This window comes from Shewanella sp. SG41-4, from assembly GCF_014164505.1.
GTDB lineage: Bacteria > Pseudomonadota > Gammaproteobacteria > Enterobacterales > Shewanellaceae > Shewanella.
The window spans coordinates 1-5307 of sequence record NZ_JACJFI010000260.1; the positions used below are offsets into that span (position 1 = coordinate 1).

General features: G+C 41.4%; 6 protein-coding genes. 3 read left to right on the plus strand and 3 right to left on the minus strand.

The genetic code is table 11. The features are described from left to right. Positions 1-756: TDT family transporter (locus tag H5202_RS17570; RefSeq protein ID WP_182773218.1), on the plus strand; the 756-nt coding region annotated here is incomplete at its 5' end. A gap of 14 nt (positions 757-770) precedes the next feature. After that, complete coding sequence (ybaK, locus tag H5202_RS17575) at positions 771-1244, plus strand: Cys-tRNA(Pro) deacylase (protein WP_182773219.1); 474 nt, start codon at positions 771-773, stop codon at positions 1242-1244. Positions 1245-1517: 273 nt separating this feature from the next. On the opposite strand, the gene H5202_RS17580 is transcribed toward ybaK, so the two are convergent. Then, on the minus strand, positions 1518-2231 hold the full coding sequence (locus H5202_RS17580) for a DUF2057 domain-containing protein (RefSeq protein WP_182773220.1): 714 nt from the start codon (positions 2229-2231) through the stop codon (positions 1518-1520). A 79-nt stretch (positions 2232-2310) separates the two neighbouring features. Continuing rightward, the gene (locus H5202_RS17585; RefSeq protein ID WP_182773221.1) at positions 2311-3156 is read right to left on the minus strand and encodes a pseudouridine synthase family protein; all 846 of its coding nucleotides are present in this window, start codon (positions 3154-3156) and stop codon (positions 2311-2313) included. Between the two features lie 181 nt (positions 3157-3337). Between H5202_RS17585 and lgt the strand changes: the two genes are divergently transcribed. Further along, on the plus strand, positions 3338-4114 hold the full coding sequence (gene lgt, locus H5202_RS17590) for a prolipoprotein diacylglyceryl transferase (RefSeq protein WP_182773222.1): 777 nt from the start codon (positions 3338-3340) through the stop codon (positions 4112-4114). 109 nt (positions 4115-4223) lie between these two features. On the opposite strand, the gene H5202_RS17595 is transcribed toward lgt, so the two are convergent. Beyond that, the gene (locus H5202_RS17595; RefSeq protein ID WP_182773223.1) at positions 4224-5066 is read right to left on the minus strand and encodes a sulfotransferase domain-containing protein; all 843 of its coding nucleotides are present in this window, start codon (positions 5064-5066) and stop codon (positions 4224-4226) included. Positions 5067-5307 lie beyond the last annotated feature (241 nt).

Sequence of the window (5307 nt, forward strand, 5' to 3'; positions counted from 1 at the left end):
CATCCTGTGGTTGGCAGCGTGGTACCTACTTTTGCAATGGCGTTAATGGTGGTATCGAATTCGCTGAGTTATGCCTCTGCACTAGCAGGTGATTTATTATGGTCATTTGCAGTATTGCTGCACATCAGCTTTTTGGTCGGGTTTATTTATCATCGCAGTAAGCACTTTTCGTTATGCCATATGGTGCCTAGCTGGTTTATTCCGCCCATTGGTATTGTGGTGGCCGATGTGTCATTTTCTGGCAATATTCATTTAGCGTGGGTTGCTCATGCCGCGTTGATTTTTGGCATGTTAAGTTATGCCATAATGTTACCTATGATGATTTATCGTCTTATATTTACAGAACAAATCCCAGATGCAGCCAAACCCACTTTAGCGATTTTAGCGGCTCCAGCAAGTTTATCTTTGGCGGGCTATTTAACGGTAATTGAACAACCATCGCCGGTTATTGTTGGGCTATTATTTGGTATTGGGGTGTTAATGACCTCGATTATCTATTTATGTTTTTTCAAACTGATGCGTTTACCCTTTAGCCCCGGCTATGCCGCGTTTACGTTTCCGATGGTGATTGGGGCAACGGCATTATTTAAAATGTCTGTTTGGATGGAAAGTGTTGGCATGGCAGCGGAATATGTACAGCAAATTAATGCATTAGCTGAATTTGAATTGCTTGTTGCTACCGTGGTTGTCAGTTATGTTTGTCTGCGATATCTGCATTTTTATCAGCCAAGCAAAGTATTGGCGGTGAATCCATAAATGAGCGCATTATCATGACCCCAGCAATTGAGATAGCCAAAAAGCATAAAATCGATTTTGAAGTACATGAATACCATCATGATACTAATAGTGAATCTTATGGTTTAGAAGCAGCGCAAAAATTGTGCGTGCCAACGGAACAAGTGTTTAAAACCTTGGTGGTGAGTTTAGATAATCAAGCGCTGGTGGTTGGGGTTGTGCCAGTGTCGTCGATGTTGAGTATGAAGTTAATCGCCAAAGCTGTGGGCGCTAAAAAAGCCCACATGGCAGAGGCGTTAGTCGTTGAGCGTTCTAGCGGTTATGTACTAGGAGGTGTGAGTCCGTTAGGGCAAAAAAAACCTTTGCCGACGATTATCGATATTTCTGCACAGCAGCATCAACGTATCTACATTAGTGCTGGCAAAAGAGGCGTAGATATTTCGTTAAGCCCTGCTGATTTACAACGGTTATTGAACGCCACGTTTGCTGATATTTGTGCCCAACGTTAATGTCTATTTGCCGTTAACTGGCCGATGGCATTATTAACCTAATAGCATTTCGTTGCAAAGAGTTCGCCGTAATCAACTCGCCCTTAAGCAATACGTCTCAAGCATACCATCGTAAAACATCTGTTTTCGAACGAGTTAGTCTCAAACTATTTAGTCTCAAAATCACTAGCCTCAAAATCATTAATCTCAAATCATTAGCCTCAAAAGAATGAGTGTCGAGCTATTCAAGTTCAAACTCTAGGTTTTACCTTCGTTCAATAGCACCCATCATTATCAATTTATTTTGGCTTTAAACTCTGCTTGGGTATTAGGATTGGCTTTTTGATACCAATAATCGAGCATTCTACTGACTTCTGCTTGGTTGATATCTTCAGTTTTATTAACCTGAGTGTCGGCGGTATTGTTACTTGCGGTAACCTCAGTCGTTTTTGCGACTGGTACTATTGCTACTGGTACTACTGGTGCTATTGGTGCTACGGGCGCAGCAGTCGGTGTATTTTTGTTGATACGTTTAGCTGATGCAATTGCAGCTATGGCACCAGATTTATTATATAGCGCGATTTCTTGAGCAAAATCACGGCCAATTTGTAAGCCTGATTTCATCAGTTTATCTTGAGTAAATACAATGCTTTTACCCGTATTGTCGGTTAACGTTATAGTGGGTTGATCATTAAATTGAGTGGCGCGCGAGGCTGAGTTAATAGTCGGCAATGTGAGTTGATAGTTTTGCTCGCTGGCCTGAAAACGCAAGATAACAACATCAGAAACAAAATCATTTTGGCTGCCATTATCTCGATAACGGGCTTGATAGCGAAAAGCGATTTGTTGCATGTTATCGGGCATGCTTAAGTCCAGTTTTACACTAGATTGCTGTTGTGAGGCTTTACCATTAACTAATACCGTTTCGGCTCTGTCTGGCAGTTGTAAACTGGCGGCGATGCCCATAGGGCTAAGAGTAAGACAAAGTAACGCGATGATATGACGCATAGTATGTTATTCCATTGATATTGATGAACAATTTTGTTTGTTATGTGTAAGCACAATAATTGCTTATTTACTTCATTGCTTAATGGGTAATAAATGCTGGTCGGTAACGCTCTGGCAGTTCAAAGGTTTTTAGCATGTTGCTTAATGGGCAAACAAAACGGAAATAACACGATGTCAGTGCAAGGTCGGGCGAGTGCTCGTCGCCATTGCCATGCAAACGGTCGCCCACAACGGGGTGGCCTAAGCTTGCCATATGAATACGAATTTGATGCTTACGACCCGTGTCTATTTTTACCTGTACTTTGGATTGATTCAATTCTGAGTTGTAGGTCAGTAAGGTGGCGTGGGATAACGCCGGTTTATTATCGACTGGAGTATTAATGGTAACGGGATCGCTCGGAAACTCACCTTCAACAATCACTTGATAGTACTTTTCTAATTCGCGAGTTTCAAACAGCTTAGCAATAGCGGCAGTGGCTTTTTTACTGTGTCCCAATACTAATAATCCGGTGGCAGCACGGTCTAGGCGATGAATAATAAAGGCATTGCGCTGTGGCTGCATATTTAATTCAGCATAGCGATTAATGGTGGTGTGATCGCTCCACTTTGAGCCCTGGCAACGCATACCATAGGGCTTGTACCAAATGCTGTAGTCAGCTTCATCAAACAATAACTCAGCGGGTGTGACTTGTTCGTCTAAAATGTATTGATTGTAATAGAGATGCAGTTTGTCACCGGGTTGCAAAGGCTTTTTTGCACGGCGAATACGATTAGTTTGTTTACCATGGCTGTGCCAGATAGCACCTTTTTGCATAGCATCTTTCAATACTTGCTTGCTCAGGCTACTGGCTTGCGCCAAAAGCTCAATAGCGTCAGTACTGTGCTCGGTAATATCAATATGGTATTCGGTTTTATCGGCCATCATTTGGTTAACTCTAACAATGCAGTTTATCAGCAGTAAATAACGCTAAATGTTACCTTATTTAGCGCTTCAATGTTGATTAGTTAATGAAACTTTCTCTTCGCTTAAGTATCTATGTATCATCTGTCGTAAAGTTGTTTTAGCATAACGCGACAAAACACCATATCAATCTGGAGTAGGTAATTTGGAACACATCGTTTGGGATTTTGATCCTATATTAGTCTCGTTTATGGGATTAACCGTACATTGGTACGGCGCGCTTTTTGCGTTGGCTATAGCCACTGGTTTTCAGGTGATGAAGCACTTTTACAAAAAAGAAGGCTTAGATGTTGAGTCTCTTGATAACCTATTAGTGTATTGCGTTATTGGCATTATTGTTGGGGCTCGTTTAGCTCATTGTATTTTTTATGACCCTGGGTATTACTTTGCTCATCCGCTGAAGATATTTGCGATTTGGGAAGGCGGCCTTGCTAGCCATGGCGGCGGGTTAGGAGCGATATTGGGTCTGTATTTTTACCAACGTAAAGTGAAGTTACCGTTTTTGTTTTTACTCGATCGTTTAGCTATTGCGACAGCCATATTTGGCTTTTTTGTGCGTATGGCGAACTTTGCTAATTCAGAAATTTTGGGCGAACCCACTAATCAGCCATGGGGCATTATTTTTAAACGTATTGATATGTTGCCGCGCCATCCTGCGCAGTTATATGAATCGTTTGCCTATTTATTAATATTTATCGGCTTATTCGCCATTTATAAATACACCAATATGAAGCAAAAACACGGCGCTATCTTTGGTTTGTTTTTGGTATTGGTCTTTACTGCGCGTATCGCGATTGAAAGCGTGAAAGTCAGCCAGGCGGCATATCATGAGTCAATGCTCAGTGCCGGCCAGTGGTTAAGCTTACCGTTTCTATTTACTGGCATTGTGTTGCTTGTTATGGCTTACCGTAAACGCACTTAGTATGCTTACAAACTGAAAGTGATATCCAATAAAAACGTCCTATTGCTACTGCAATAGGACGTTTTTTTATGAGTAATCTGAGTCAGGCTTTAATGCCTTTTATTTGGTATTACATTCCAGCAGGTAAGTACTTAAAGCGCTTCATTTGTTCGTAATGGGTATCCACAATCTTTTGTACTTGTTCTGGCGTCAGTTTGGTTTTCCACTGATGCTTGCCACCATTTCTAAAGAAGGCATTAGCATTTTCGTGTTTTTCAACAAAGCCCCGTTTGGTTTCTTGGGCTTTTAGTTGAGCAAAAGATGAATGCTTAATGGCATTTTTCAGGCGAACAGGGTCTTTTTTCAAACCTAAAAAGGATTCTACTTTACGGAAGACCTTTTTAGGATCATCTAGCATATCCTCATAGCGTAAAATCAGCTTTGAGGCGTCATCGGCAGTCCAACTAGACACATGCATAGACCAAGAGGTAATAATTTGTGGCACATGCGGTGCTTCATTTGGCGTACCAGTCATTTCTTCTGCCATATAAGCTATGGCTTCATCGATGCTGTAATCAAAGTAATTGGCCATTGAAATTGCCACATCTAGCGGGTTACGAACCACATAAATCGCCCCAGATGTGACTAGGGAATTATGCAGTGGATGACCGTTGTATTCGCCTAGGTAGTTGTGGGTTTTTACAAATGTGGTGCCATTAGCTTGATGCGCAATATCAGCCTGAACTTGTGGCCGCAATACACTCACCTCTTCTAACGTCAGCTCAGTGGTGGCAGCTTTGTCTTTTGGTAAATAATGCTGGTAACGATGCGCGGCCGACTCTGCTGTCGAAATAGTGTGCATGGTATTAATATCAATCGGTTGATCTTGATTTTGAATATAGTTTTCTAAAAATGCGCGTACCCAAGTGTTACCCGATTTAGGGTAAGAGGCCACCCAAAGTATGTTTCCCATCCGTAATCCTTTGTTATTATTTTTACGTCGTTCAATGCAGTAAAACTACCGATAATTGTGCAAAATGGCAAGTTTACTGGGGTGTTTGTATAGGGATTAAACTGTGATTAAAACGACGATAATGTCACTCAATGTAAACGTTGTAATGGATTTCAAGCTTCATAGCGCATGGTTTATTGTGAAGTGCTGACATAAATTGCTGACATTAATTGCTGACATTAATTGCTGACGTTAATTGCTA